Source organism: Okeania sp. SIO2F4 (genome assembly GCF_010672385.1).
GTDB lineage: Bacteria > Cyanobacteriota > Cyanobacteriia > Cyanobacteriales > Microcoleaceae > Trichodesmium.
This window is the reverse complement of sequence record NZ_JAAHGT010001148.1, coordinates 1-2,658: the sequence shown is the minus strand read 5'-3', so window position 1 is coordinate 2,658 and position 2,658 is coordinate 1. Positions and strand designations below refer to the sequence as shown.

The window sequence follows — 2,658 nt, the reverse complement described above, 5'->3', positions numbered from 1 at the left end:
GGTTTATTGGTTGCTTGTTTTATTGCTGCTGCAATGTCAACTTTTGATTCGATTATTAATTCTACTGCTGCCTATTGGGTTAAGGATATTTATCAAGCTTATATTAAACCTGAAGCTTCTAATCAACAATTGATTAGTCAAGGTCGTTTAGCTTCTATTTTTATTGTTGGTTTAGGATTAATTTTTAGTTTTAATATCACGAATATTAATGATATTTGGGGATGGTTGACTTTAGGGTTAGGAACTGGGTTGTTTATTCCTTTAGTTTTGAGATGGTATTGGTGGCGATTTAATGGTTATGGATTTGCCATTGGTACTGGTGCGGGTTTAGTTGCAGCTATTTTGACCAAAGCGGTGATTTTACCTTTTTTGAATATGCCTCAACTTCAAGAATATATTCTGTTTTTAGTTCCGAGTATTTGTTCTGTTTTAGGATGTATTATTGGAACATTTTTAACTCCAGCAACTAACTTGGAAGTGATTGAGAATTTTTATCGGGTGACTCGACCTTTTGGTTTTTGGGGAGTGGTTAGTCAGAATTTGCCAACTAATCTTCAGGTAAAAATTCAAAGGGAAAATCGACGAGATATTCTGGCAACTTTGATTGCTATTCCTTGGCAGTTGGTTTTATTTTTGATGGGAATGATGTTGATGATGAAGCAGTGGAATAATTTTGGTGTTTTATTATTGATGTTTATTTTGTTGTCGATAGGGTTATATTTTACTTGGTTTAAGCATCTGGATAAAATACAGAGATAAAAAGGAAGAAGGCTTTAGTTATCTAGGAGAGAACTTGGCTTTATTTTTGATGGGAATGATATTAATGATGAAGCAGTGGGATAATTTTGGTGTTTTATTGTTGATGTTTATTTTATTGTCGATAGGATTATATTTTACTTGGTTTAAATATCTGGATAGGGTTTGCTGAAAAAGTCTTTTTAAGGAGTTAAGGACTATGGGAGTGAGGGAGTAGGGGAGTGGGGGAAGGGTGCATCTCATATTTACAAAAATACTTTTTTTCTATTCTCTATTTCCTGTTCCCCATTTGCTAAAAGTGATAAATTTTTCGCTTTTTTTAATTATTATAGGTACTCTTTAGTAAATTGTCACAATTTTTCTATTTTCCTAATTACTACTCCCTACTCCCTACTCCCTATGAAAAGCAAATTGTAAAAATACTTAACACTACTTAATGCTAATTGAGTGGAATTTTCGTTAAGCTGTAGATAAGTAGTTAGATATATATAAGGTAATGGCAATTATTTCTCCAAATCTGGAGTCCAATCAACAACGTTGGCAAACAATAGTTTGTTTAACTTTAGGTTTCTGGTTAAGCGCCTGCATAATTTTAGACCTAGTAATTATGCCGAGTATGTATGCTTCTGGGATGATGAATACATCAGATTTTACAGTAGCAGGTTCAGTAATGTTTTCTGTATTTAACCGAGTTGAGTTGCTTTGTGCAAGTTTGGGTTTAACAGGTTTATTAGTTTTGAGTGCTGCGCCAAATAATTTCATTAAAAATACTAAAACAGCAATTATTTTTTCTATAGTATTATTGGCGATCGCTCTAATTGATACTTATGGTTTAACTCCTCAAATGACTGCTTTGGGCATTAATCTAAATTTGTTTGAGTCAGTTAAAGAAGTTCCTGTGGCAATGAATCAAATGCACGGGGGTTACTGGTTATTAGAAATAATTAAATTGGTTGTTGGTGCTACTTTATTTGGTTGGTGTTACCGACAACAAAACTGAATTAATAATTATTTCTTACGGTACTACGAAGATAGTCAAAAAAATTAGGGTGGTTCATTAATGGATAATGGATAATGGATAATTATCTCTCCCCCAAACGGATTTGATTGACGCGGAGTGTGAAATTTTTTTCTTCTCTTGGTCGATTGGATATGGCGAGGTCTCCTCGCCATCCCATCCTAAGGTAACCCATCCATATCTCGACCGCTTTTTCTAATTGAAAGGAGAGGCTTTAAACTTTAATTATTCGGTAAGTTTAAGCAATTACCAGAAGTTTCTCCCAGTCAATTTATTCAAGGTCAATTTATTCAAGAAGTTTTAGAATATTATCTACCATTGGCAGTGGCGATCGCTTTGGAAAAAGCTTGTTTCCTGACGGAATGCTCCGCAAACAGAATTTATTATTGCGCCGATATTAGCAGAAGTAAAAAAAATATCTAATAACCAGATAAGTTTATTTTCTGGCATTGAGTTTAATGTTAATCCAGAGTTAGGATTAAATGGTTTTTGTGACTTTATTATTAGTTTTTCAACCCAGCAAATAGTTCTCAAAGCACCAGTAATAACTTTAGTAGAAGCTAAAAACGATAATCTGAGAAATGGTTTAGCTCAATGTATGACAGAAATGGTTGCTGCTCAAATTTTTAATCAAGACAAAGACAAGGAAATTCCCAAGATTTATGGAGTTGTTACTACTGGTACTGCTTGGCAATTTCTAGAGTTAGAAGCTCAAACAATAATCATAGATTTAGAGGAATATTCCGTCTATAATTTACCGAATATTTTAGGAATATTAACCAGTTTTGTTAGTTAGTATTTAGGCTTTCAGCTATTAGCATTCAGTTTTTGAAATTAGTTGAATAAAAAGTCATATTTACTGGTCAAAAATCCCAGTTAATCTT

4 protein-coding genes are annotated in these 2,658 nt (G+C 33.2%); 3 read left to right on the top strand and 1 reads right to left on the bottom strand.

Annotated elements, in window-relative coordinates:
* Both F6K22_RS38180 and F6K22_RS38175 read left to right on the top strand, forming a co-directional pair.
* On the top strand, positions 1-759 hold a 759-nt coding region (locus F6K22_RS38180), incomplete at its 5' end, for a sodium:solute symporter family transporter (RefSeq protein ID WP_483244197.1).
* 493 nt (positions 760-1,252) lie between these two features.
* Complete coding sequence (locus F6K22_RS38175; protein ID WP_293110083.1) at positions 1,253-1,756, top strand: DUF4149 domain-containing protein; 504 nt, start codon at positions 1,253-1,255, stop codon at positions 1,754-1,756.
* Between the two features lie 330 nt (positions 1,757-2,086).
* Here F6K22_RS38175 and F6K22_RS38170 read toward each other — a convergent pair whose 3' ends face one another.
* On the bottom strand, positions 2,087-2,224 hold the full coding sequence (locus F6K22_RS38170; protein WP_293110081.1) for a hypothetical protein: 138 nt from the start codon (positions 2,222-2,224) through the stop codon (positions 2,087-2,089).
* A gap of 148 nt (positions 2,225-2,372) precedes the next feature.
* On the opposite strand from F6K22_RS38170, the gene F6K22_RS38165 reads away from it, so the two are divergent.
* Positions 2,373-2,570 carry a hypothetical protein gene (locus F6K22_RS38165; RefSeq protein WP_293110079.1) on the top strand — a complete coding sequence of 66 codons (198 nt, stop codon included), beginning with the start codon at positions 2,373-2,375 and terminating at the stop codon, positions 2,568-2,570.
* The last annotated feature ends 88 nt before the right edge of the window (positions 2,571-2,658 follow it).

What these genes read in the sequence shown, in the direction of transcription:
- F6K22_RS38175 (WP_293110083.1), top strand. Translation starts at nt 1,253, where the DNA reads ATGGCAATTATTTCTCCAAATCTGGAGTCCAATCAACAACGTTGGCAA.
- F6K22_RS38170 (WP_293110081.1), bottom strand. Translation starts at nt 2,224, where the DNA reads ATGCCAGAAAATAAACTTATCTGGTTATTAGATATTTTTTTTACTTCT.
- F6K22_RS38165 (WP_293110079.1), top strand. Translation starts at nt 2,373, where the DNA reads ATGACAGAAATGGTTGCTGCTCAAATTTTTAATCAAGACAAAGACAAG.